Origin of the sequence: Bacillus sp. FSL W7-1085 (assembly GCF_038595035.1) — a bacterium.
GTDB classification, from domain to species: Bacteria; Bacillota; Bacilli; order Bacillales; family Bacillaceae; genus Bacillus; species Bacillus altitudinis.
The window spans coordinates 498,510-524,217 of record NZ_CP152000.1 but is presented as its reverse complement, the minus strand read 5'-3'; the positions used below and the strand labels follow the sequence as shown (position 1 = coordinate 524,217).

General features: G+C 40.5%; 21 protein-coding genes, 1 pseudogene and 1 riboswitch. Of the genes and pseudogenes, 5 read left to right on the top strand and 17 right to left on the bottom strand.

Going from position 1 to position 25,708, the window contains the following annotated elements:
- Positions 1–264: a hypothetical protein gene (locus MKY11_RS02495; protein ID WP_008346966.1), complete on the top strand. Its 264-nt coding sequence runs from the start codon at positions 1–3 to the stop codon at positions 262–264.
- 39 nt (positions 265–303) lie between these two features.
- On the opposite strand, the gene MKY11_RS02490 is transcribed toward MKY11_RS02495, so the two are convergent.
- The 14 genes and pseudogenes from MKY11_RS02490 to MKY11_RS02425 all read right to left on the bottom strand — a co-directional run bounded on the left by MKY11_RS02490 (position 304) and on the right by MKY11_RS02425 (position 19,123).
- On the bottom strand, positions 304–528 hold the full coding sequence (locus tag MKY11_RS02490) for a hypothetical protein (protein WP_047946989.1): 225 nt from the start codon (positions 526–528) through the stop codon (positions 304–306).
- 416 nt (positions 529–944) lie between these two features.
- Positions 945–1,427 carry a DUF2247 family protein gene (locus MKY11_RS02485; RefSeq protein WP_024720474.1) on the bottom strand — a complete coding sequence of 161 codons (483 nt, stop codon included), beginning with the start codon at positions 1,425–1,427 and terminating at the stop codon, positions 945–947.
- Positions 1,428–1,431: 4 nt separating this feature from the next.
- Positions 1,432–2,361: pseudogene (locus MKY11_RS02480) on the bottom strand (pre-toxin TG domain-containing protein); the annotation flags it as partial.
- A 245-nt stretch (positions 2,362–2,606) separates the two neighbouring features.
- Positions 2,607–2,924, bottom strand: coding sequence for a hypothetical protein (locus MKY11_RS02475; RefSeq protein WP_045035323.1), 318 nt, complete (start codon positions 2,922–2,924; stop codon positions 2,607–2,609).
- A 751-nt stretch (positions 2,925–3,675) separates the two neighbouring features.
- Positions 3,676–3,975: a contact-dependent growth inhibition system immunity protein gene (locus tag MKY11_RS02470; RefSeq protein ID WP_056703922.1), complete on the bottom strand. Its 300-nt coding sequence runs from the start codon at positions 3,973–3,975 to the stop codon at positions 3,676–3,678.
- 16 nt (positions 3,976–3,991) lie between these two features.
- Positions 3,992–5,632, bottom strand: a complete 1,641-nt coding sequence (locus MKY11_RS02465) for a T7SS effector LXG polymorphic toxin (protein ID WP_342502103.1) — start codon at positions 5,630–5,632, stop codon at positions 3,992–3,994.
- Between the two features lie 195 nt (positions 5,633–5,827).
- Positions 5,828–7,549, bottom strand: coding sequence for a pyruvate oxidase (locus tag MKY11_RS02460; protein WP_058336782.1), 1,722 nt, complete (start codon positions 7,547–7,549; stop codon positions 5,828–5,830).
- Positions 7,550–7,619: 70 nt separating this feature from the next.
- Positions 7,620–9,446, bottom strand: a complete 1,827-nt coding sequence (locus MKY11_RS02455; protein ID WP_007498061.1) for an APC family permease — start codon at positions 9,444–9,446, stop codon at positions 7,620–7,622.
- Positions 9,447–9,558: 112 nt separating this feature from the next.
- Positions 9,559–9,706: riboswitch (cyclic di-AMP (ydaO/yuaA leader) on the bottom strand.
- A gap of 66 nt (positions 9,707–9,772) precedes the next feature.
- The gene (locus MKY11_RS02450) at positions 9,773–11,854 is read right to left on the bottom strand and encodes a cellulose biosynthesis cyclic di-GMP-binding regulatory protein BcsB (protein ID WP_058336783.1); all 2,082 of its coding nucleotides are present in this window, start codon (positions 11,852–11,854) and stop codon (positions 9,773–9,775) included.
- 4 nt (positions 11,855–11,858) lie between these two features.
- Entirely contained in the window at positions 11,859–13,127 is a 1,269-nt protein-coding gene (locus tag MKY11_RS02445; protein ID WP_058336784.1) for a glycosyltransferase, read from the bottom strand.
- A complete protein-coding gene (locus MKY11_RS02440; RefSeq protein ID WP_144679560.1) occupies positions 13,120–14,835 on the bottom strand; it encodes a DUF2334 domain-containing protein in 1,716 nt (571 codons plus the stop codon). Before MKY11_RS02440 ends, MKY11_RS02445 begins: the two co-directional genes overlap by 8 nt.
- Complete coding sequence (locus tag MKY11_RS02435) at positions 14,825–15,676, bottom strand: GGDEF domain-containing protein (protein ID WP_144679562.1); 852 nt, start codon at positions 15,674–15,676, stop codon at positions 14,825–14,827. The genes MKY11_RS02440 and MKY11_RS02435 overlap by 11 nt, the downstream gene beginning before the upstream one ends.
- Positions 15,657–16,739, bottom strand: coding sequence for a glycosyl hydrolase family 8 (locus MKY11_RS02430; RefSeq protein ID WP_144679564.1), 1,083 nt, complete (start codon positions 16,737–16,739; stop codon positions 15,657–15,659). Before MKY11_RS02430 ends, MKY11_RS02435 begins: the two co-directional genes overlap by 20 nt.
- A 197-nt stretch (positions 16,740–16,936) precedes the next feature.
- On the bottom strand, positions 16,937–19,123 hold the full coding sequence (locus tag MKY11_RS02425; RefSeq protein ID WP_342501808.1) for a DNA topoisomerase III: 2,187 nt from the start codon (positions 19,121–19,123) through the stop codon (positions 16,937–16,939).
- 459 nt (positions 19,124–19,582) lie between these two features.
- On the opposite strand from MKY11_RS02425, the gene MKY11_RS02420 reads away from it, so the two are divergent.
- Positions 19,583–19,879: a DUF3817 domain-containing protein gene (locus tag MKY11_RS02420; RefSeq protein ID WP_008347156.1), complete on the top strand. Its 297-nt coding sequence runs from the start codon at positions 19,583–19,585 to the stop codon at positions 19,877–19,879.
- 57 nt (positions 19,880–19,936) lie between these two features.
- On the opposite strand, the gene MKY11_RS02415 is transcribed toward MKY11_RS02420, so the two are convergent.
- Positions 19,937–22,186 (bottom strand): hypothetical protein, encoded by a 2,250-nt coding sequence (locus MKY11_RS02415; RefSeq protein ID WP_342501807.1) that lies wholly within the window; start codon positions 22,184–22,186, stop codon positions 19,937–19,939.
- Between the two features lie 160 nt (positions 22,187–22,346).
- Between MKY11_RS02415 and MKY11_RS02410 the strand changes: the two genes are divergently transcribed.
- Both MKY11_RS02410 and MKY11_RS02405 read left to right on the top strand, forming a co-directional pair.
- On the top strand, positions 22,347–22,565 hold the full coding sequence (locus tag MKY11_RS02410; protein ID WP_024720228.1) for a hypothetical protein: 219 nt from the start codon (positions 22,347–22,349) through the stop codon (positions 22,563–22,565).
- Between the two features lie 13 nt (positions 22,566–22,578).
- Complete coding sequence (locus MKY11_RS02405; protein ID WP_008347162.1) at positions 22,579–22,761, top strand: hypothetical protein; 183 nt, start codon at positions 22,579–22,581, stop codon at positions 22,759–22,761.
- Between the two features lie 594 nt (positions 22,762–23,355).
- Here MKY11_RS02405 and MKY11_RS02400 read toward each other — a convergent pair.
- Positions 23,356–23,778, bottom strand: a complete 423-nt coding sequence (locus MKY11_RS02400) for a pyridoxamine 5'-phosphate oxidase family protein (RefSeq protein WP_008347166.1) — start codon at positions 23,776–23,778, stop codon at positions 23,356–23,358.
- Positions 23,779–24,071: 293 nt separating this feature from the next.
- Entirely contained in the window at positions 24,072–24,941 is an 870-nt protein-coding gene (locus MKY11_RS02395) for an SDR family oxidoreductase (protein WP_025206772.1), read from the bottom strand.
- Positions 24,942–25,096: 155 nt separating this feature from the next.
- Here MKY11_RS02395 and MKY11_RS02390 point away from each other — a divergent pair, with 155 nt between their 5' ends.
- Entirely contained in the window at positions 25,097–25,708 is a 612-nt protein-coding gene (locus MKY11_RS02390) for a class I SAM-dependent methyltransferase (protein WP_024720226.1), read from the top strand.

Genomic DNA, 25,708 nt, shown 5'->3' with positions numbered 1-25,708 from the left:
ATGTCTCTTATTATTTTATTTTACTTATGGATTGTCCCTTTATTATTTGGCATTTTCTTCTCATTCCTAACAAAGAAAGCCACATACAAACGCCGCTTTGTCCCATCATATAGCATGGCAGGACTCAGCATCGTGTTTCTCATTCTGGCACTCGTCTTTTCAGCCAGTCATTTTCTATTCATTTGCGGTATGTTCCTATTCGCCACTACACTTGTCGGCACAGGCATCCCGTTATTTTTAGCCTTTACCAAAACACCTTCATAAACAAAACCACCTTTTCGCGATGGAAAGGTGGTTTCTTTTTTACTGCTGAGGCATTCGATAGGTCATCGTACCATTTGGGTTTTTTTCAATTACTTTCACAATGTCTTGAAGGATCTCTAACGCTCGATCATTTGAGTCATACTTGCCGAGCGTCTTGACCCAAGAATCACTGCCAGCGATAAACCCTTCAATCTTTTTACCGGTTACTGTGACTTCGTGAACATTAACGAAACTTTGTTCGTTTTGTGTGAAAATCCATAGCATGGTTTATTCCCCTTTTTTTGTGGTGATTGGGTTAGTTTAACATATGATTCCCAATTATGTGTGGGGTGATTTGGTATGAAAGTGAATTTACAGTTTAAAAAACCTTGATTTTATCAGAAAAATCAAGGTGAAATTTTCCATCTATGATAATCGTAATTCCTTCTACGAGTTCACCCATATTTTTATTTTCAAATTTCTCGGATATGATACTTATTTTATTGTCAATCTATGTTTTCACCGTTTCTTTCAAAATTTTATAAAATGATCCTATATATAACATTCCACGTAGAATTCAATCACCAAAGGACTTCTACAATTGCATGAAAATCCCTATGCTCAAGAGAAAGGTCATTAGACAAACAATCTTATGTACGAAAAAACGATGGCTTATTTATCCATCGTTTTCTTTAAGTTCTCTACTTATTTAAAATCAATTGTTTTTCATTTTCTAAAAACTCTTCTACAAGTTCTTTCATTGTTTTTTGTGAATCATGGGGATAATAAAATGCGTCTGATACTTCTCTAAAAAAATCATACATATTTTCGGGCGTGTGAAAGACTGAGAAAATATGTTCAATTTCTTCAAAGATGGTATCATCAGTTGAGTGAGTATATGCTTCTTTCATAATACTATATAGCCACTTATGATATTCTCTCGTCATGTCTTCCGAAGAATTATCAGAGATTATGCTTTCAAGTATATCATCTACCTTTACTTCTTCTTGTTCCCACGCTAATTCAAGAATGAGCTCGTTATCATCATGAGGGTTATTTTCTAGATATTCCACTGCATAGTTTGTTACTTCTAAGGCAGGAATTAAATTATACTGTCTACCAACAAACAACGTAGCCCAATTACATTCAAATCCACTTTTCTTGATTATTTCAATTTTATACAATTTTTTATTTCCCCCATTGATTTATTTTTCCTGTAACTTTGCCGTCAGGTATAAAAGTTCTATGGGTTACTTTGTTAGTTGTTGGATCTACAACCCATTCAAACACGCCATTTCTTATCTCTTTCGACTGTATCATTTCAGGTGCATTATTCTTAATTTTTACAAACTTTGTCTCATACTTAACCATTGATCCCTCAATTTGATACAACGAATCCATATGTCCTCTTCTATTCGGCAAATCAAATCTTTTAGAATGAACTGCATAGTTGTCAATAATATCATTAAATCTATGATAAAAATCATCTTTTAATGCACTACCTACTCTTGGATTATCTAAAACCGGATGCTTAAGTTCACTCGTACTCTTAATCCCCATCTTCCCACGAAAACCTTTCGATCCAAACGGTAAAAGCATTGTAAGCGCCGCATTCATACTCGCTTCCTGTTGTTCTTTCGAGACTTTATTTCCAAACATGTCTCGACCCGTAATCGCTTCGCTGAAGCCGTTGGTCGCGGTGAGTCCATATAAGCCTTTTTGTGATGTTTTCAACGCATCGAAAGACTTCTGTGATGTCTTGTAAATGTCGACCGCTCTGACTGCGGCGGACGTGGCTTGAGTCGTTTTATAGACGGCTTTTCCGCCTTTAAAAATACGTCCTGCCCAGCCGACAATCGGGATGTATCCTGCTGCTGCCATGCCGCCTGCGGCGACTCGCTGGCCTGCGGTAAGTTCTTCACCTGTGATCGGATCGACACCTGTTGCGGCACGTTTTGCATCGTTCACGCCTGTCAGTTCATTGACGATATTTCCTCCGTAATCAAGAGCTTTTTCATACCACGGACGGTTGGCTAGCGCTTCTTGTTCCTTTGCGATCTTGCGAGCTTCTTCTTGATCTTTTTTGATTTTTAGATATTCAGAAGTTTGCTTCTCAATAGTGCTCAATGCGTTCGTTTTGCTTGTCTCTATCATACGATGATCCACTCAGGAAAAAAAATCCCCATTTTATCGTTTTTTTCTCGGTATGAAGGCCAGTAACACAAAAACCTTGAAAGGCTATAGCCAGTCAAGGTATGATAACAATAACATTATATTTAGAAGTAACAACTACTTCACCTACTGATTTATCTGAGAGAATATCATAATTGTTTTATATTTCTTTCTAATACAATAAGGCTATTTTAAAGCAACTCCACTCCAACTTGTTTATAAAATTTAACTTTTAACCTCTCTTCTTCGTCCACGTTCAATACCATAGCTTTTTCATCTTTTTTTATACTTGTTACATTATTAAAATCACCTGTAAATACTATAGAATCATTAAATGTAATACTTAGACTACTCGTTTGCTTATATACATCTAAAGTTAAAATCACCTTGAAATTTTGGTCATCTTTGTAAGTATAAATTAATTCTCCATCATCTATATTGCTTGTTATACTCACCGGCTCACTTTGAAAAAGTTCTAATAGATCATATTCATCATACTTAATAAACATTCGTATTCACCCTTTTATTAATTATTTCGGTATAACTCTGATAACATCGCCTGCTTCATTTATAATAACTTTGACATCCAGTGTCTCATGAACAAACGTTCCACTTCTATTACCAAGTATCTTTTTCGTATTCATTATAGCGTCTTCAATAACTGAAGGTGGAATATTTCTTGGATCAACATATTTTTTGATGAAATCACTAAATTCTTTTGTTTGTGGTTTAAATCCTAATTCTTCAGCTTTTTTAATTGCTCTACTTGGTAAAGTAGCTTTTACTTCAGTATTTATTTCCCCTCAACACCAACTTACGCTATTCACTTAAATAGATTTTGAAATGATGACTACACTCCGAGAGGATGCCAAGTACAGTCAATCATCAATTAAAATGAAAAACTGTCCTCGATACGGCTGCCGCAGACCAGCTGCTATCCAGGCTCAGAATGTCCCTCTCGTATGGCCACATTCCTCAACACCTTTGTTCCGTATCCAGATACGCCATTGATAAGGGAAAGACGCATCTCCCAATAAAAAAAGCGGACACCAATCAAGGCACTTAGAGTGCTCAATGATCAGCGTCCGCAGGTTCTTCCTTCTGGACAAAATATTCGTTTTGCTTGTCTTAATCATACAATGATTCACACAGGAAAAAAGGTCCCCATTTTATTCCCCCTTTTTGTCGGCTTTTTCTCGGTATGAAGGCCAATAAACACAAAAAACCTTGAAAGGCATTGGCCGATCAAGGATCATTTTGTTACTTCATTTTCACTGCTTCTTTCATTTCCTCTATTATTTTATTAAACCACTGTATAGGGTTTAATGAGATCGCCGGAAAATAGATTTCTGCATTATTTTCGATAAAGCTTTCTTTTTCTTCAATTGTTAAAGTACCATTCAAAAAATCCTGACAATCCTTTATAGTAGATAGCAGACATTCTTTAGTAGCTTCATGAATAAACTCCTCTAACGCTTCTTCTGGTGAATCGATATCCTGATGAAATGTCCCACCTAAAAAATCTTCTAACTCCTCTAAATAACTGTAACTCTCATTCATTTTATCACCCTTCTTTCTATTTAACAGGGTATCCTGTTAAAATAAAACCGCCATTCTCATCTTTTTTCAGTATAATTTTTGCATTTGTAACATTCTCAACTACTTCTGAATTTCTCGAAACACTTCTTCCAATTACCTCTCCATCACCCTTATATTTTAATGGTAATGTAGGTCTACTGTTGGGGTCGGATAACCACTTTTGTATTTTATCAACACTCTTAGGATCACCCAGAACTGAATCAGCAACTCTTTCTGCTGTCATTCTATCGTTAAAAGTAGAAGAACCCGTGATTTTAGGATTACTTTTCAGCCTTTCTAATAGTTCTTCATCTGTTTTCCCAACATGTCTCTCTATTAAGTGCCCACCTCTGGATTCATGTGTAGCTAATCCATTACCTGGAGATAAAGGATTTTTCTCACCTTTCTTGATTCCCATCTTACCATGAAACCCTTTTGCACCAAACGGTAAAAGCATCCCCAGCGCCGCATTCATACTCGCTTCCTGCTGTTCTTTCGAGACTTTATTTCCAAACATATCTCGACCCGTAATCGCTTCACTGAAGCCGTTGGTCGCAGTAAGACCGTATAAGCCTTTTTGCGATGTTTTTAAGGCATCAAAAGACTTTTGTGATGTCTTGTAAATGTCGACTGCTCTGACTGCGGCGGACGTGGCTTGAGTCGTTTTATAGACGGCTTTTCCGCCTTTGAAAATACGGCCCGCCCATCCGACGATCGGGATGTATCCTGCTGCTGCCATGCCGCCTGCGGCGACTCGCTGGCCTGCGGTGAGTTCTTCACCTGTGATCGGATCGACACCTGTTGCGGCACGTTTTGCATCGTTCACGCCTGTCAGTTCATTGACAATATTTCCTCCGTAATCAAGAGTTTTTTCATACCACGGACGGTTGGCTAGTGCTTCTTGTTCCTTTGCAATCTTGCGGGCTTCTTCTTGATCTTTTTTGATTTTTAGATATTCAGAAGTTTGCTTCTCAATATCGCTTTTTGCCTTGTAGATTTCGCTATTTTGATACGCTTTCTTGTCAAAATTCATAGGCGAAATGGACTTTCCGTCATTTGTGGCATTGATCATTTCTGCGTACAATGCCATTGTAGCCTGCTGCTCCGTCTCTGACAAAGCATATTCATCTTTTAGATTTTGATCAAGTTCTCTTAGGTCTTTCACTGTCTTTTTTCGCTCGTATTCCGCATCTTCTATTTTTTCATCAAAAGTTTGGCTATCAAATACCTCTAGTGAAATGAGGTCATCTATATCTTGAAAAATGGTTTTGAGTGCCTTTTTTTGATCTTTTACAATGCTTTTGGCGTTTTTGATGCCCATATGAACGGCATTGTCTAAAAAGTGTTCTTCAACAAAGGTGTCGCCGCCAAAATTTGTATCATCAAGTGTCCCAGAAACACCTTCATGAAAGGCTTTTTGTTTATCAATGAAGCTAATAAACATGTCCACATTTCCGGCGAGTTCTTTGTAGAAGCTTTTAATGTTATCGGCACCTTTTCCAGTGAAGTCGTCACCGAGATTAGCAACACCTTGTAATGCCTTTTTTAAATCTATCATTTGTTCGCGGAGTTCCTGATAGTGTTTTGCCCTTGTATCCATGGCACTGGTTAGTGCTTTTGCATCAAGTATCTTGCCCAGATTAAGCCACTCCCTCCATTATTGATCATAAAGTCTATTTTACCTTTCTCACCGAATTGGAAAAATAGGCTTTAAGTTGCAAAAAATCCAGTCTGTATATTTTTATACAGAAGAAAACAAGTGACAATTGAAATGATTTTACCTATTCAACAAAAAAAGCCAGTCTCCCTAATTGGAAGACCGACTACCTGCTGTTTAGAAAAAGCGTTTAAGGCTTTTCTTGAGCGGAGGGATATCCAGCTCACCTTTTTCAAAGAATTTTTTCAATAAATATTTACTAAAGCCTGCTGCTTGTGTGTACGTGATTTTACCAGGTAACGGTGGTTCATTGGTCACCGCAACATCAATGATCACAGGTTTCTCAGCTTGAAGTGCTTGATCAAAGGCTGGTGCTAGTTCTTCATGTGATGACACCGAGATTCCTTTACCACCGCATGCTTCTGCAAATTTTGCAAAATCAATATCTTCCAGCTCTATACCATAGTTGATGTTGCCTTTTACCTGTTGTTCATATTCAATCATACCAAGGTTGTTGTTGTTTAAGATCACAACGACAATTGGCAGTTTATATTTTACCGCCGTCACAAAATCTTGCATCACCATTGTGAAACCTCCGTCACCACAGACAGCAATGGCTTGGCGATTTGGTTCATTTAATTTAGCTGATATTGCGCCAGGTAACCCACAGCCCATTGTGGCAAGCCAGCTGGAAATAATGAAATCCTGTTGCTTCATTTCGAAATGACGTGCCATCCATACCGTCACATTACCGACATCAACTGAAAGAATGGCATCATCATCGACCGCTTCTTCTAATCTAGCGATGACTTGCTGCGGTTTAAGCGGTGATGTGGCAATAGATTTTTCCTTATCCATTTCTTCTCGCCACTTCATCATGTGCTCTGTACAAGCTTCAAGGAAACCGCGCTGCTCTTTATATTCAATATAAGAGGTTAGTTCATGAAGACCAGTCTTACTGTCACTTACAATCCCCACTTCTACTGGATATCTTTTACCGATCTGATCCGGTTTGATATCCAATTGAATGGCAGGTGTGTCTTCCGGTAAGTAATCCCTATATGGGAAGGAGGTTCCAAGCATGATTAATAAATCGCACTCTTCCATCGCTTCATATGCAGGCTTCGTCCCGATCTGACCTAGGTTCCCTAAAAAGTATGGATGCCTGTCTGGAACAACACCTTTTGCTGGAAGTGTAATGACGATCGGTGCAGCTGCCTTTTCTGCAAACGAAAGAAGTTCTTCTTTAGCATTTCTTAATCCTTTTCCTGCTAAGATGACTGGCTTCTTCGCATTGTTAATGAGTTGAGCAGCCTTTAGCAGTTGATCTTTCTTCGGCCGCACATCTCCCTCTACATAAAGAGGTGATGTATAAATGGGACTCCGCTTAATTTTCTGAGAAAATAAATCATCTGAGACAGTGAGAACCGCCACCCCTTTATGGGTATAAGCAGCTTTGATGGCTTGGTTCAATAAGTCAGGCAGAGCTTCTGCTGTTTGTACTTGCTGATTAAAGACAGCAACATCGTCAAACATCCGCTCTAATTTAATTTCTTGAAATGCATCTCTGCCTACTTCAGTTGAGGCAACCTGCCCTGCTATCGCTAATACAGGTGCACCGTCCGCTTTTGCATCGTATAGTCCATTTAATAAGTGGACAGCACCTGGCCCAGCAATTGATAAACAAACTCCAAGTTTGCCTGTTAGTTTCGCATCAGCTGCTGCTGAAAGTGCTGCCACTTCTTCATGTCTTGTTTGTATAAATTGAATTTTGCTTGATTCATGCCTTAGTTCTTCGATTAATTCGTTAATACTGTCGCCGGGCATTCCATAAATATGTTTCACGCCCCACTCTTCCAGTAGCGCTGTTACTTCTTTTCCTGCGGTTCTTTGCGGCATGTGAGAAAACTCCTTTTTTCTTACTCCATACCACCGCACCCTTTTGATCAAACGTTTCAACTTGCTCTTGTTACTTTTTAAAGTGATATGGAAGAGTGGCGACAACAATATCCCGTTTCCATAATAAACGGAACCTTAATAAGAAAGCAGATTGATTATGCAAAATGGTGTGCCATCTTTTTTTCGGAATAAATTGAGGGACGAGTACCATCACTCTATATTGATGCGCATTTGCTTTCGCTTCAATCGTTTCAAGAAACTTATCAAGCGGGTGAATGAGACTTCGATAAGACGAATGTAAAATCACAAGACGCACATCACTATTCAGCTTTTCCCAATCAGCTTCAATTTTCTTGTCTTTCTCTTTATCAAACGATACATGAACCGCTATGACCTGGTCTGATAAGGATTTTGCATATTGCACAGATTGTTCGACGACACGTGTGACACCTGCTATTGGGACGATGACCACATTTCCTTTGATTTCGACAGGCTCGGTTTCATTCAATAAACGTAATTGTTCTCCAACAGACAGATAATGTTTCTTAATAGAATGAAAAATAAATAGAACAATTGGCATGAAAACAAATACCGGCCATACAAGATGGAACTTGGTCAAAATGAGAATCATGAAAACCGTAAATGAAATAAGTGCTCCTACGATATTGATAGGCATTTTCACTTTCCATCCCTGTGGTTTTTCACGAATCCACTTTACACACATACCTGTCTGAGACAAGGTAAATGGAATAAACACACCGACAGCATAAAGTGGAATGAGGTGTTCCGTTTTCCCATCAAATAACCAAATAAGCAGCATAGAAGCTACACCTAAAAAGATAATACCATTGGAATAACCGAGCCGATCTCCTCTCACTGTAAACATGCGCGGCATATATTTATCCTTTGCTAAGTTGACAGCCAATAATGGAAAAGCTGAAAAACCTGTGTTTGCCGCTAATATTAAAATTAAAGCTGTGACAGCTTGAATGACATAGTAGAAAAATGTCCGTCCAAAAGTGTCTGATGCAATTTGTGACACAACCGTCTCTTCTGGCTTTGGCGAGATGCCAAAACCAAACGCAAGCAATGTCACTCCTACAAATAGAACGGCCAGTAATCCCCCCATCATCAATAAAGTTCTCGCTGCATTTTGTGCAGCTGGTTTTTTAAAGGATGGAATTGTATTAGAAATCGCTTCAACACCAGTTAAAGCAGAACAGCCAGACGAAAATGCCTTTAATAAAAGAAATAACGTGATGCCTGATACATGTGTACCAAACGCTGTATGTTCAGGTGCTGGCGGCACTTGCCCAGTTAATAGTTTAAACCCGCCCACCCCAATTAAAATGAGCAATGAAAAGACAAATAGGTACACAGGATAAGCCAAAATAGATGCCGACTCTGTCAGTCCACGAAGGTTTAACACCATAATCACTAGGACTAATACGATTGAGATCATGACATGATATGGATATAGAGCTGGAAAAGCCGATGTAATCGCATCGGTCCCAGCAGAAATGCTCACTGCTACGGTTAAAATGTAATCGACGAGTAATGATCCACCAGCAACCAGCCCTGGTTTTTCACCTAAGTTTCTGCTGGAGACGACATACGCCCCGCCGCCTTCTGGATAAGCATAAATAATCTGGCGGTAAGATAGAATTAACGCCATTAAAAGAATTAATACACAACCTGCAATCGGGAGTGAGTACCAAAACGCTGCCGCACTGACAACTGATAGAACAATTAAGATTTGTTCTGTACCGTATGCGACTGACGACAATGCGTCTGATGACAATAATGCCAAAGCTTTGATTTTTGATAGTTTTTGTTCTCCTGCTGCCTGTGATTTTAATGGTTTACCAATTAAAATACGCTTCATCAAACTGTACATGTGATGCCCGCTCCTTTAGTGTCAAACGATTTGAGTTACAAAATTTGGATCGCCAAAAAGACACAGAGGCAATAGAATGCCCCTGTGCCTATTGTTTAGATCACAGGTTGGTCTTTGCTCTCTTTAACGCTTACGAGGTTAGCTGACGGATTCGGGCGCATGAGATTTTGCCCTACCTTAAAAGGATTCACCCCACGTGGTGTTTTATACCACCACAATTGGTTCCCCCGCTCATCGAAATGATTCAGCGATTGGTCTTTTATAAAAGAGATCATACTCCCGTTTGACACCAAAGTAAAGAGATTTTTTCAAGGTCTTTTGATCGTTTAGAACTCAGTCTTTTTACGGTTTTTTCGTACGAAATAGACAATCATCACAAGCACAAAAAGGATGAGTGCAGCGATACACACAAAGTAAATCCAAGACTCGCTGCTGCTTTGTTTTTCACTTGTTTTCAGACTGCTGGATGTGCTACTGACGGATTGATGATTAGTAAACACGCCTTTGTTTTTACTCTCTATTGCAACTGTTGCTTTTTCTGTATTTGTTTGAAGAAATTGCATTACTTCATTTGACACGTTAGCTTCAGCTGCAGTCATTCCTGAAAAGACTGTCATTTTCTGTTCTTTATTCCAAACAGATGGCTGCGTCCATACAATTCGAGCCGTTGTTTCGTTGATCATGCCGAAAGAAGATACATCATATTGATCCTTTTTCACCGGAACAATGAGATCGGCTGCTTTTTCTTTCAGAAGAGAGAAAGTCTGAATACCTCCGATAAAAATGAGAGGGTGATTTTTCAATTGTTCATTTGTCACTTGAGAAGCTTTTATTAAATGATATTGAGCTACTTCTGGCTGACTAAAAGATTCCGTCAACATGGCCATTTGATTGATTGTTTCACGTTTGATTTGATCTGGTATGATGATCAATGTATTTTTCGAAGTGAACGGGAGCGGCCATGCGGCTAAATCTGGCTTTTCACTCGTTGTTCCTTCTGGTATTTGTAAAGAGCTATTTTTGTCAATGAATATCCAGCCTTCTTCATCCGTATGTCTGCAAGATTCCATGTTTTTAAAACCACTTGTGACAAATTGCAAATCAATATATTCATTTTTTTGAAGTATCTTTGAATCTACTGGAATCGAGACATGATAGAATCCATTCGCATCTTTGCTGCCTAGTTTTGTTAATGGTACGTCGTGCGGTTCGTCATTGATCATAACAGTTAACCGTTCTGTTTTGCTTGCCGCTGTCTCAGATTTTTTGAATGAAAGATTGAGCTTTGCACCTGATTTTTGGTTAGCCAGTAGCGCTTTCGGATAATAGTAGTGGTCGGATGCCGTCTTGTTGGTCCCAACCGTGACATCATCTCCGCCAAAATCTTTCAAATGAATCTTGTGAGATGGTTTAGACGTTTGAGCTGCAGCCTTTTGAAGCACTAGGTCTGTTCCAGTCAGTTGATCCGTTAATTCTGACTGAGTTAGAACATTGATTTTTTCAGCGATTGTCACAGGCTTTTCCGCTGTCACAAATAGAATGGGCTGTTCTGTTTTCTTTGCTGTCAAAGTTCTCATCGCTAACGTAAGATGATTGCTTTTCGTTTTAATTCCTGCAGCTTGTTCAATCGTTTTCATCCGTCCATCCCAGCTTCCTTTAGCTCCCACAGCAATCGTTGGGTGAGCCACTTGCTTGATGTCCTTTTCTTGGATAAGTTTGATCTCTTTTTGGCGATCTTTGTTTTTCAACGTACGGTATACTTTGATGGCTGCTTCTAATTCAGCTGCATCCGGTGAATTAGGAATTACAATGTCTGTCTGTTCTTTCTGATCACCTGTTTGAATAAAAGGTGATGGAAAGCTATCTAATGTGAAATCTTTTGTCTGGATTCCTTTGAATGTAAGTTCACTTTCAGGATACACTTTTAGCCAATTAGCAGGTGTCTCTTGGTTGATACACACGCCTTCTTTTAAAACACCATAAAATGTGACCTGAATGCGGTGAGTACCTTTTTTCAATTGTGCTTTGTTCAACTTGATTTGAATCGACTTCTTCTGGTTTTCCCCTGATACAGGGATGGTCTTTTCGATCTCTCCATCAATCATAACAGTGAATGAGGAAGGTGAAATCAATAATGGTGAAGCCTCTATATTGAACGTCAATGTGCTTGACTCTGTTTTTTCCTGATCCACTTGATAGGTAAATTCAGTGCGGTCTTCTTGTCCATATAAGGTCACTACGTCTTCTGATAGATGCTGCGTTTTTGTTTTGCTTTCTTTTGAAAAATGAACCCAAGCATCTTTGACTTGAACTCGGTTGGATTGCGCCATTGCTTGACCTGCCATGAAAAAAGGCTGGATCGCTAAGGATAATCCTAATATATAAATCAACCATTTTAACGATTTCAATATGTCACCCGCTTTTCTTTTGTTGTTGATTGTAACGCTCGGTTTTGTACCATTTCACTTCTTGTTTCAATAATCGGCTTTTCACCTCTACACATAAGGAGTACACAACAAGCGCAATCCATACTTGGGAATAGGTAAAGTACATGAGAACGACAATGAGAATGTTTTGTTTGGTCAGCTCTGTTTTCTCTATGCTTAACGTAATCATTACTTCTGTTAAAAAGAGGAAGAAGGCTAACCCCCATAGGATGAGTGCCACAGCTCCCACAGATAAGTGAAGATCAACGAATAAGTTTACGATAAAAATGCCATTGGAGAGCAGTACACCAAAGAAAAATAAGAAATACGTAAAGAAAAAATAAAATAAATCGAAAATCATTCGTTTTCGTTTTAATTTCATAAACTGCCTTAAAAATTTGAGCACAACATATTGGTTGCCTCTAGCCCAGCGTGTTCGTTGCCGCCACCAGACTTTCCATGTTTCAGGCTCTTGTTCCCATGTAATCGCAGCAGGAAAGAACCGAATCACATAGCCCAGGTTATACACACGAATCGTTAATTCAGTGTCTTCAGCTAGTGCATGGACATCCCAGCCGCCAAGCTCTTCTAAAATGTGCCGACGGATCGCAAAGTTGGTGCCTGGTATTGTCGCAATTCCAAACCATTTCCATCTCCCGCCTTGCGCCATCCACTGGAAGCAGATCGTTTCTATGTTAATGAATTTTGTCAGGAGGTTTTTGGCTGCATTGATGACCCTGAATTTCCCGACAACAGCACCTGCTTTAGGATCATTCAATAATCCAAGAACCAAATGGTAGACGGCTTTCTTTTCAGGCATATTATCTGCATCGTATACACAAATAATGTCTCCTGTCGAAGCCTTTAAGCCTTCATTCAGTGCAGTAGATTTCCCCTTCCCTGCAAATGGCGGCTTTGTTTCAATCATATGGACATGATCGTATTGCTCACTAAATGATTGCACAATCTCCCCTGTACGATCAGAGGAATTGTCATTAATCACAATGATTTCAAGAAGGTGTTTGGGATAGGATAACTGGACCATGGCTTTTAGCGTCTGCCGAATGACCACTTCTTCATTATGTGCTGGAATGAGAATGCTGACGGTCGGCAGATCTTTCCCTTGTTTTGTCCATTTAGGCAGCACTTTTTCGTAAGTTAAATAGTGCTGAAAGCCTCCCTGCATCAGAAACATATGATATAGGAGCATGATCCAAATCAGTATTAATGATAGGTAAAATAAGATATCAGCCACCTGATTTTCTCTCCTTAAAGATCCGTTTTTTCATCGTCAGCCTTAAATACAATGTGTAAAAAGCAAATGCCACAATAAAGAGCAGCACCACCATTGTGAGTATTCGAAGCATATTTTCCATCCCGCTTCGTTTGTTTGTTTTTGGTTCAGCTATATTGGATTGCTCTATTTGAATCTGTCCATTTCCTGTTGTTTTGATCTGGACATTCTGAGTTTGAACAGTCTGTTTTGTTTTCTTTAAATCTAGCCATTCACTAGAAGGGATCGCATCCATTTGTGTGATTACATCTTGCAGCCCATCTATCCCCGCTTCCACATCATAGGACAGCCCAATGGCGGCGGATTGGATATGCTGCAAGGATTGAATTGTTTGCTCAGTCAGTATGTTTGCACCTTCTTGGTCAGACGCTGTATCTATAGACTGTTCAGGATATAAAGTCATGCCATGAAGCATGGCGGGTGTCGACAAAAATGGTGATGCACTTCTTGTTTTCCATGTACGGTCTGAGAGCTGCACCTGTCCAAATAGACTGGACACATGGCGGGAAATCACTTCATAGCCTTGCAGGGAAATGGCGTCATTTGGCACTTCAAATGCAAGAGGATATAATCCCTGCTGCGCAAGCAGTTCAATGCCTTTTGTCAGCTTTTCTTCTGTATAGATGGCTTCTTGATGTTGATTGGATGTGTTATACGCATTAAAATCTTTTTCATTTGGAAAAAAGCTTTTGTTCAGCTGTTGATTAGCTTTCTCTGGTTCATTTGACGTAACGGGCTGATCGTACTTGACATCCCAGAATTCAAAGCCTTTACCCGACTCCTCCGTTCGATACGTACGGCTAAACCCGTGAAGAACGACACTTGCTCCATTGCTTTGCAATTGTGTTAACACGTGGACAAGTTTAGGCCGGTCACTGAGCGTCACTTCATCCCCTGTTGCTGGATCAATCCATATAGGGGTCACCGCCAGCAGAAAAGGGATATGGCGAGCTGTTACGTATCGTCCAAGTTCAAGTAACTTCTTCTCCTCCGTGACGGGGTTAATCTTCCCAATCTGTAAGTACTTTGTCGTCGTTTGATTAGAAGCCGGCAGGAGACTTTCCAGCACCTCTGCAAGCAGCTTGTCGTGCTGAAGGATATTTAGCATTCCGACATATGCCGCACCTTCTTTTGTTTGAATCACAAATGGCTGTTCAGCTTGATTTTTCTTCAATAAGAATTTACGTTGCAGATCTGTCCCTTGAACCGTCTGAGCTGTGATTCCTCTCTCTAACTGACGGTATTCTTGATCATCAGTATCTTTGATTTGACTGATGTGATCTTGTTTGTGAAAAGTAAGCTTGGAGAATGGACGAAGCTGTTCCGCATTGTATCCTATTGCGATTAAGCGTTTTGATTCGTTTATAAGACGAATTGTTTGTGCTTTCAACGTTCTCTTTTCTTCACCTATATAGATAACTAGCTGAGAGTCATTGAGGTTCTTTTCAGTGATTTGTTCATCAGATAAAATGGTCGTTCGTGTGGAAAAATGCCCCACAAGTACATCAAGCATATGAACAGATGGCGTTGTCTCACCTGATTGTGTGGAATAGACGATGAGGGTCCTTGACTCTTTCTCAAGTGCACCGGCTGATGTACTGTCTTTGATCGAAAGCATAGAGAAAAGAACGATTAACAAACAACATTTCGTCAAAACATTAAAGTTCATTCATCATCATCTCGTTTTCTAGTTCTTCTAAAAATTGCTCTGGTGTCCGATAATCCGAGCTGCTTGTTAAATGACAAACATGAAAGGTTAAGGTCACTTCACGACCATTTAGCAGGACATGCGTTTGCAGTTTATCCTTTAGCTTTTCAAGAACGATCGAGACGTTTTCTGCAGGTGTGTGAGTGAGCAGCAGCCCGATTCGTTCTTCGGATAATCGAAATTTCTTATCGGTTTCTCTCACACTTTCGCGTATCTTCATACTGAGTTGCTGGAAAAGATGCTGCATTTCTTTTTCTCCATATAATGTTTTGAATTCAGCTGAGTAGTGCATATGAAGAAGGATAAAGACGAATGGCTGTTTGTATCGTTCTGCTCGTTTCATTTCCTCAGACAATTCGAGCCTCATCCGCTCTGCATTGTCAAAGCCTGTGGTTGAGTCAATCGCTACAAATTGTTTGATGGCCCTCTTTTGTTGTTCAATGGTGTAACGCATCGTTTTTATTCGCTCATGCACGTTTCCAGCAGAAATAGCAAAAAAGAGAAGCGCCACGCCCCATATCACGACATCTTGCAACGTTTGATGAGAAAAGAGGGAATTTGTGTGACCAAGCTCTGTAAAGAACATCCCGCTTCCTATAAAGAACAAAATCAACAAAGTAAAAACCAATGCTGGCAAAATACCAAATAAAATGCCGCATCCTATCACGACAAATGTGAGTGTGATGATCATGACACTCTCCGCATCACGTCCATTCAAGTAGCCCATAAATAAAATGAGTCCCGCAAACATGAGGAGCACCGTATAATACGTGCGATAGGTGTTACTGAATAACCTTTTCATTTAGAAGCTCCCTTTCTGCAATTAGAGGCAATAAATTATCAAATGAGTGTGTATCTTTTTCGTTCATGTAGCCTCCGTAATAAGGCTTGAGAGGATCTTGGATTTGCAGCTCTTTCATTCGGTGATAGACGTCTTTTGCAAAATCATCTTCTCCTTGTTTGAGTGCATATAAGATCACCAGTGCATAGACCGAAGGTGATTCATACGTCACTGCTGGCTTTAATGTGCTCAGTTTATATCGTCCATACAGTTTTCCTTCCTTTTGGAAGTTGGTTTTCAGCCATTTCATGATGACTGTTGTATCAACCTGTGCACGTTCGGCATAAAGAGCCGTATAAAGCTGGTCGATCAAGTTGATTTCCTGATCAAACGAGTAGACTTTCTTCGCTATGTCATAGGATTTTGGAAAAAATCCTTTTTGTCTCGGTGCATTTTTTAGAATGGCCAATTGGTTGTTCATCATTTGTTCTGTGAATAGGTGGAGGGATACTAGTTCTTTGATTGCTTTTGGGTCAATATATGAAAGTGTGATTGTATGTGAAGTTTGCTTTGTCGATGCATCATAATAGTCGGTCAACATACCCTTGAACATGTTTTTGTCTTTTAACGCTTTGGCGATTTTTTTGGCTGTGGTTTGATACACTGACTTCTGCCACAATTGATCTGCTTTTTGAAGTGCTGTTACTACACGTAAGTCATCAACTAAAGCATTGACTTTGCTTTTTTGATGAGATTCGATTTGCCAGCTAAGAAGATTATGTTCCAGTAAAAATTGAGTGCGCAGGACGTCTACCTGTTGATCAAAAGATGTTTGATCTTTTTTTCTAACAAGATAATCCATCCAAAGTCCGAGCGATTCTGATAAGTAAGTAGGCTGCTCCGCAAGCGAGGTCCGGATCATGCCTTGATCTGTCATTAAGTGGTGAGTCATAAAGTACTCTCCTGACAATACTGGCTTTGCAGGTTCTGGTTGAGCTGAATGTTGCTGCTGTTTCCAGGTACATCCGCCTAGTAAAATGACAATAAGTATAGCGATAGACGTACGATATATGGGTGTATCCATTCGTGTCCCCTTTCAATCCTTGTTCTCTCTAAGCATCTAACGATTTATTATAGAGCGTTTCTGTTTAAATGAAAATAAATATTTTATACCAAATTACGAGTCTTTTCGCTTACATATTCCCATTTACAGAAAAACAACATGTCAAAATACTCGAACAAACAAAAAACCCATGCGAATTCACATGGGTTTTTACACAACTATTGATCTAATTTTAGTTTCTTCAATTGTTCTGCAAGTGCGTTATTGATTGGTTCTTCCACTTTCTTTTGTTTCTTCATATATTTGGACACATCGTGCTTACTGGCTCGTTTTTGATTGGATTGTGATTTGCGTTTTTCGAAAACAGACAGTTTCTCTCTATGACCACAAACACAGGCAAATATTTTGCCATCGCCTTCCCCGCGCAGCTCAAGCTTTTTATGACAGTTCGGGCAGCGTGCATTTGTTTTCTTTGCCACATTTTTTCGATGTCCGCATTCTCTATCCTGACAAACAAGCATGGTGCCGTTTTTCCCGTTCACTTTTAACATGAGTTTTCCGCAGTCAGGGCAATGTGTGCCTGTCATGTTGTCATGCTTAAAGGTTTGGTTCGTTTGTTTGATTTCAGATACGGCTTGTTTTGCATATGACTTCATTTCACTCATGAATTGAGAAGCTTTCAATTGGCCTTTCGCAATTTTAGAAAGCTTTTGTTCCCATTCCGCTGTTAACGCAGGTGACTTTAAATCTTCAGGTACTAAAGAAAGTAGCTGCTTCCCTTTCGATGTGATGAAGATGTCTTTGCCTTTTTTCTCAATTAAGAAGCTGTTAAACAGTTTCTCAATGATATCAGCTCTTGTGGCCACTGTCCCCAATCCACCCGTTTCACCAAGGGTTTTCACTAAGTCTTTTTCCTTGTTCTCCATAAATGCAGACGGGTTCTCCATGGCAGATAAAAGGGTCGCTTCGTTAAAACGAGCAGGAGGTTTCGTTTCGCCTTTTGTCTCTTTTAATTGGCGTACTTCAAGTGACTGCCCCTCTGTTAATGCCGGCAAGTGCTGATCTGCTTCGGCTGATTCCTCGTCTTCATAGGAATCATCGTACACGGCTTTCCAGCCGGCTGATTGCACAATTTTTCCTTTCGCTGTGAATGTCTCACTGCCGATCTTGGCGATCACTGTTGTTTCCTCATATTCAAAAGGGGTCATCAGTACAGCGAGGAATCGCTTGGCAATCAGGTCATATAATTTACGCTCTTTATCGCTTAAAGCACCTGGATACAGCTCTTCCTCGGTTGGAATGATCGCATGGTGATCTGACACTTTGGCATCGTTGACAAAACCTTTATGTGCTTTAATGCCTGATTGTAGAATGCGATTCACATGCTGAGCGTAAGGTCTAACGTTCATTCCTTTGAGTCGATCTTTTAATGTAGGCACGATATCTGCCGAAATGAAACGTGAATCCGTACGTGGGTACGTGACGAGCTTATGCTGCTCATACAGACGCTGAAGTGTAGACAGTGTTTCTTTTGCTGAAAAACCGTAGCGTTTATGGGCATCACGCTGCAATTCTGTCAGGTCATACAACCCTGGAGCAAAGGATTTTTTCGCTGTTTTTTTCAGTGCATCAATCACTGCAGGTTTTCCTTTACAGGCTGCCAAGCGCTCCTTCACTACATCCTCTTGGAATGTACGGTTTTGTTTTGTCTTTGCATCCTGCCAAGTCAGCGTCAGTCCGTCTACTTGTGCAGTCAGCCCAAAGAACGGCTTCGGCTGGAATTGCTGAATGTCTTCCTCTCGCTTGGCGATCATAGCAATCGTTGGCGTTTGCACACGTCCACAGGATAACTGCGCATTGAACTTCGTTGTCAGCGCTCTTGTTGCGTTGATCCCTACAATCCAGTCGGCCTCTGCACGCGCTACCGCAGAGCGGTACAAGTTGTCATACTCTCTGCCATCTTTTAATCGTTTGAACCCTTCTTGAATGGCTTTGTCTGTAACAGACGAAATCCATAGACGTTTTAGAGGCTTTTTCACATGTGCTTTTTCAAGAATCCACCTTGCCACAAGCTCCCCTTCACGCCCAGCATCTGTTGCGATGACAATGTCTTTTACATCTTTTCTCGCAAGCTGCGCTTTGACCGCTTGGAACTGTTTACCTGTCTTTTTCATCACGACAAGCTTGAGTGGTTCTGGAATAATTGGTAAATCCTCTAGGCGCCAAGATTGAAATTCTTTCCCGTAGCCTTCTGGATCAGCCTGTGTCACCAAGTGGCCCAGCGCCCACGTGACAATGTATTGATCTCCTTCTAAGAAACCATTTCCTTTTTTATGACACTTCAGCACACGTGCAAGGTCACGTCCTACCGAAGGTTTCTCTGCTAATACAACTGTTTTTGACACGAAATTTCACATCTCTTTCTTCTATCCATCCTTTTATTATAGCAGACGTGGAGATCCGGTTCTAATGACTGAACATAAAGCTGAAATACTAGTGTAAAGACAACACACTTGAAATAGAGACATATCTACACTGAAACGTATTCAGAAAGTACCACGAAATTAGAGCTTGTAGTGCCGCATAGACACCAACCCGCCAAATTTTCGTTCATCATATGTTTTCCAGTCATACAAAAAACCCTCTGTATTCAAAAGGCGTTAGAAAAAAGAATTTAGCATTTATGCCCTAGCTCGTTTCATTGATATCGATTAATCTTTAAAATCCATCACAGCTGCAATTCTCCCATTTTTTAAAAATAACATGAACATATTTTGAATTTTTCGTAGATTTCAGCATGTCCAGACGATCTTTCGTTTATATTAGAAGATGAGAAACTAGCTTTTATACAGGAGGATTTGTATATGCATACAAGTATTAGCCGTCTGAGACAGGCGGGTTTTATTGAGGGTATGTCTCTTTTAACCCTTCTTTTAATTGCCATGCCTCTAAAATATTTTGCGGATATTCCGATGGCAGTCACCATTGTGGGCTCTCTTCATGGCGCATTGTTTGTGATCTACATGCTCATTTTGGCATATGTGACATTTAAAGTTCGCTGGCATTTGAAATGGTCCATCGCCGGATTCTTTGCGGCATTCATTCCTTTCGGCAACTTCGCCTATGATAAGGTGCTTCGCCAGTATGATACAAAAGCTTAATCAAAAGGGCTAAAACGAAATTCGTTTTAGCCCTTTTTCTACACGCTGACGTATTTTTTAAATCGATGCATATTTCACAATGGCTGCTTGACGTGTCATTTCGTGATATGCCACCCATAATTCATCACCTGGCAGTACGCTAGTGATCGGATCGATTGGCTGTTTCACTTCATACATCACGCCATCTCTCTCAATCTGAATGATCGCTAACGGCTGGTTACCGATGACACCGGAAAATGTGACATGGGTCACTTTTGCACTTCCTTGTTTCTCTTGCATAAGACTGATTTCTTTATCCAGCTCTTCTTGTTTTGTCTGCATCGTGATTTGAGTTCCTGGCGCGACCTCCATATGGTCAGGGATGAATTGACTGACCGTTTTTGTGATGGATTGACCTCCGCTAGAAACCGTCACATCCAGCATAATAGGCTTTTGTTCATGGATGACCATTGGATATTGCTTCACACGCTGGATAGTTCCTGTTAATGTCACGTCTTTCCCCGCACGATTCCGCACTTCATGCCCATAGGCTGCCATTTTCAACTGACCGCTGATGACAACGAGATCGGCTTTTTCTCCTGTTCTAAACTCAAAACCAGCGGCTTGAATCATCGGAATGGTATACCTTTTCTGATCTGCTTCAAATGTAAGTGATAAGACGGTGCCTCGTCCTACGGTTCCATATGATTCTATGTTTCTTAAAATAGCGCCTTTGATGAACTTTGGCTCGCTCGGCTGCGAGAAGTCACCCTCTTTTAAGAGCATCGCTTTTTTCTTTTTCGGATTGTAGAGAATGGCGATACGCTGACCCGGTTGCGGTATCTGAGTATAGGATACAACCGTTTTAACCGCCTTCTCGATATTTTCCCCATCATATTGAAATTGAAGCTGCATGTTAACCAGCGGCTGTTCATTGATGTAAGTACCCGTTTCTTTGACAGATACAATATTGGCTTCTAATGTGACACTGTCCTTTATCTTGTTCTTTCTCACCAGTCTCAAAATCGGCGGCAGGAAGATCGCTAGCACAAATAACAGCAGTGGGATAAAGAGCCATATCGCCCAGTTGAGAATGAGTGGTCCGCCCTTCATGACATATTGTATAAAGGTGTCAACAGACGTTTGGTGGGCTGGACTGGCATTTTCGATTGAGATGACCTTTTGCAAAGGGAATTCCTTTAGCTGTTTGCTTTTCGCCTCAAATGCCCCCGTTAATTGGTTGCCAAGTGAATAATAGAGCCAATCGCTCTTCACATTTTTATGAAAAGAGAGATCTTCTTTTTGTAAAGATTCATATGACAACGACTGAAAAAGCTTGCTGGCAGACGTCGCCTTATTCGTGCGATGATTATAAATATAACCAGTCAGCTTGCCTTTTGCTTCATCCTTTGCTGTAGAGCCTAAAAGAAGAACTTCTTCTTCATTCAACTGGTAGATAAAGGTTTGGTAAATCGGTTTTGGTGTTGGGACGACTTCCCCAAGCCTTCCCTCTGCATCCACTTTCCTTGGTCTTTTTGGATAGTTGGATTCGACAGCGACAGCAACGTTTTGTGATGATCCGATCGTTTTTTGCAGCTGCTGCACGACTTTATCTTCAATGAGGCTAAACGGTTCGGCACTTTTGGAGACATAGACCCCAAGCTGATGCTTCTCGTTTGAGATTCCGCTGACATACGCCTTCTGGTCATTTTTCAAAGTCAATTCAAACATAGGGAATGGGGTCTGCCCTCTAAAAGAATTCATGACGACATCGATGGAAACAGGTCTTGCTGGCAGCTTCAGCTCGTTGAGATTGTGGACATGAAACTGACCATTCTTTAGCTCACCGAGGACCGCAGCAGCGCCTTCCATTTCTCCTGTAAACACAAGCCGTCCATTCCATTGATATGTATTCGTTTTTAAAAACGAGGGTATCTGTAGATTTTGCTTAACGAGCTCTTTCTTTTCCCCGCTCGGCGTTAGTTTCTCGATCAACAGCTGCTCGTCTTTATTTTTTAAAGCAAGTAAGAGGTTGTTACCTTGAGTGGATGGCAGCATTTCATTAAACGTATCGCTTTCCGTGGTCCATTCACTGATTCTTTTTCCTGATTGGGGATCATACATTGCAAAATGGAGCTGCTGGTTTTTTGATACAGCACTCACCACTCGTTTTCCTTCATCAAATGTAAATATTTGTTTGACGTCATATTGCGTCGCTTTCCCTGCGGACAAATCATCTTGGTAATGGTTCCACACCAAGACACTAAGAATGATTGCTGGAATAAAGAAGACAATATACCTGAGGAAAATCACTGGTATTCTTTTCACTTGATCGCTTCCTTTCATGGAGTTCCTTTTTCTTATACGTCAGTGCAGCGAGAATGTTTCATGCTAGAAGAATACCATTCCAACTTTCTAAATCCATATTTTACATATTTGATTGTTTACGATAAAATCCAATCAGATTCAAAAAAAGGATGTTATCTCAATGGATAAGCTATCATCGATCATTCTAGCGGCTTGGCTGCGTGTTCCCCGTTGGTTCAAGCAAGGGGTGCTCGTATCTATTACCATTTTCTTTTTTTATATGTGCTTTGTAAAGGGGCTGACTAGCTGGTACACCTTGCCGCCTGTCACTTTGCTCGCATGCGCCATTTGTTCCTTTTTCATCTGGATGGTGTGGCTAAACAGTCAAAAAAACAAGTAAAAAGGAGAATTTCATGAAAGAATCCATCTTTTATTTTGCTATCTCTTTTGTTCTTCAATGGGTTTGGTTTGGGGTTGTGCATCCAGATAGAGGCGTGACACTGCTGGATATGTTGATCTTCTCTATTTTGTTTACGGTGATGTTCTTTTTTATTGGCCGGATTTGGAGGTATCAGAAGAAAGGGCGAAGTGAGTAATGATGAAGCATTTCCTCTTTCTGTCGATGAGTGTTCGTTGTTCTATTGTTGGCGGCGGATCTTTTTGAAGGAGATATCATGCGGACGGTCTCCGCTTTTATCTTCCTTTTTCCTATTTTATTGTTTAAAACGTAAAAAGGCTGCCAAATAGATGGCAGCCCGTTTCTTACTCTTTTCATGCAAATAAATAATCAATGTTTAATCTCCGTCACGGAGTGTATGAATTAAGATTCGATCATATCAGTGTGTCATATGTGTTCCGAGTGAACCTACGTTTGAAAGTAAACGCCATGGAAGTTCTGGATAACAAGACAACGAAAGCCCTACCTCTCATTCGTCCTTACGGCTCCGAAGCCGTGCCAGTGTGAATTGTAAATCAAAACGTCTTTTTTCCATTCTTCCGCTTTTATAGGGGGGCGGTTGCAGAAGGAAAAGAATAAGTTTGTTCGCTTTGACAGCGTCTCGTTCTTATCAAGTAGAAGCTCTATTGCTTCTCATTATGTCATAGAAAAAAGAAAGTTTACTTTCTTTATTTATTTGCTATTTCAACACTTAATATAAAACTATAACACGTTCCCCCAACTTACGCAAGTGTTATAACGATAATTCTGCTGGTGTCCGGTTTCCTTCGTTCATATAACGAATGGAGGTTGGGTCAATCTTAAGGATCACTAGGTTTGGATCATCTTTTCCTTTAAACCATTTCTCCATCTCATCTGACCAAAGGCGGTCGATCAGTTCTGGATCATCAGTCAATGTGGCTTTACCTGCGATTTCTGCATATGTGTCCCCAAATCCTTCACCTGAATAACCAATGAGAATATGAACATTCGGATTTTTTTCAATCTCATCCGCTTTATGTGTTTCTTTGCTTGTTGGTGTATATAATGTCAGCCCTTCATGAAAAAAAGTCATATAGCGGGTATGCGGCTTATCTTGTTCAACAGTCGCCAATGTTCCCACTTTTTGTTCGTCTAATAAGTTCATTACCTTTTGCTTTAACTCTTCTTGTGACATGTATCTTCACTCCTTCAAAATGTCATCCGTACTCTTAGGTTTCCACGACAATCCATTCATTAAACAAAGAAATGTGTTTTTCATAAAAAGACATCTTCTAGCTGATGCTATAAAAAACGGATACATTGAAAGGGGAAATTGAATATGCATCATGAAACGATGTTCCATTTGAGTTCACTTGTTATTGCAGCAGTTGTTGTGGGCATTATCATATGGTCTGTCTCATCTGTACAGAAGAACCGGAAGAAATACTAAACAAACCGCCCAATCAAATCTGGGCGGCGTGCTATTGATCATGTATTCATAAAGGAACCGCCGTTGACATGAAGTGTCTGTCCCGTCATATAAGACGATTCGTCCGAAGCAAGCAGTACATAGCAGCCTACATGCTCCACAGGCTGTCCTGGTCTTCCCATTGGGGTCTCGGCCCCGAAGTTTTCGACACTGTCTTCATCAAATGTAGATGGAATGAGCGGCGTCCAAATTGGACCGGGTGCTACACCGTTTACCCGAATTCCATCTTTCACAAGCGACTGTGCCATAGAACGAGTAAAGCCGTTGATGGCCCCTTTTGTCGCTGTATAATCAATCAGTACCTTGTTGCCTCGATACGGGTTAATAGATGTTGTATTAATAATGGAACTTCCCGGTTTTAAATAATCGAGTGCCTTCTTCGTAAAATAAAAATAGGAATAGAAATTGGTTCTAAAGGTTTGGTGAAGCTGTTCACTAGAAATATCTTGAATACGTTCTTTCGGATGCTGTTCGGCCGCATTATTGACTAAGATGTCCAGCTGTCCAAAGGCTTCAACTGTCTTTTCTACCGCTTTCTCGCAAAAGGCTTCGTCCCCGACATCCCCTGCAATTGTTAAACATTTGACGCCTTCCTGTTCTACACGTTTTTGCGTATCCTCTGCATCCTCATGTTCATTTAAGTATACGATCGCGACATGAGCTCCTTCTTTGGCATACGCAACAGAAACGGCACGTCCAATTCCGCTGTCTCCACCTGTAATCAGCGCTACCTTACCTTTTAGCTTACCAGACCCTTTATACGATTCATCCTCATAGATCGGGGCAGGATTCATTTCTCTTTCACTGCCTGGCTGCTGATCCTGCGTTTGGCGCGGAATGCCATTTGTTAAGTATTCACGTAAATCCATGTGTAAGCTCCTCCTTGATTTGTTGATGTATCCTTTCATTACCACTTCATTTTTTCACTCAAACATCCCTATGCGTCATCGATGCGTTTTGAAAACTGACAGGTTTCAGGATGGGAAAAATCGGTTACATAAACATAAAAAAGGAGCGTTCTCACATGCTGTCAACCATTTCTAAAACCTTTAGCAGACCAAAAGGCTGGCTCGGAAGCATCGCAGGTTTTATTATGGCAAATGAAAATAAGGCACTGAATCAATGGGCGATCCAGCATTTAGATTTATCAGATGGTGAAAACATATTGGAAATAGGCTATGGCCCCGGCTATAGCATCAAACATATGCTCAAGCATTTTGACGATCTTCACATTGATGGACTAGATGCTTCTTCAACTATGAAGGAACAGGCGCATTCGCGTATAAAGAAACGATCCAAAGAGAAGCAGGTCCGGCTGTATGTCGGGAAAATTGAAAAAACGCGCCTGCCGGCGGATCAGTATGACAAAGTACTTTCTGTTAACAATTATACGATTTGGGATGACCCAAAGGCTGGCGCACTCAACCTTTATCACACCTTGAAGCCGGGCGGAACACTCGTCATTGTGATGCAACCAAGAGAAAAAGGAGCGGACGCCAATCGAACAAAAGAAATGAGCGAAAGCATCCTCAATGACTTAGAATTTGCTGGATTTGATCAGTTTTCTGTTGAATATGAGGAGATTCGTCCCACCCTTGCTGTCTGTGTCACAGCAAAAAAGCCGAGAAGCGAATAA